We start from the raw sequence: 282 nt of genomic DNA on the forward strand, positions 1-282 counted from the left end.
AGGACCGGGGTCCGGCTCAGGCCCTGGGGGGAAAGCGGGTCCTCGACCACCAGCAGCGAGGACCGCCGGAGCTTCCCGAAGGCCGGGCCCACGGTGTCCAGCAGCCGCTCGGAGGCGCTCGGCTCGCTCTTCGTCATGGGCCGATCATATCTGCATGACCCCGTGAATACATGTGTTGACACGAAAACGTGTGCATGCAAGCATGCATATGTCTTCACCAAGGAATGAACGGGGCACACCATGACCATCCTCATCACCGGCGCCCGCGGCAAGGTCGGCCAG

This window comes from Kitasatospora arboriphila (assembly GCF_039528095.1).
Classification (GTDB): Bacteria; Actinomycetota; Actinomycetes; order Streptomycetales; family Streptomycetaceae; genus Kitasatospora; species Kitasatospora arboriphila.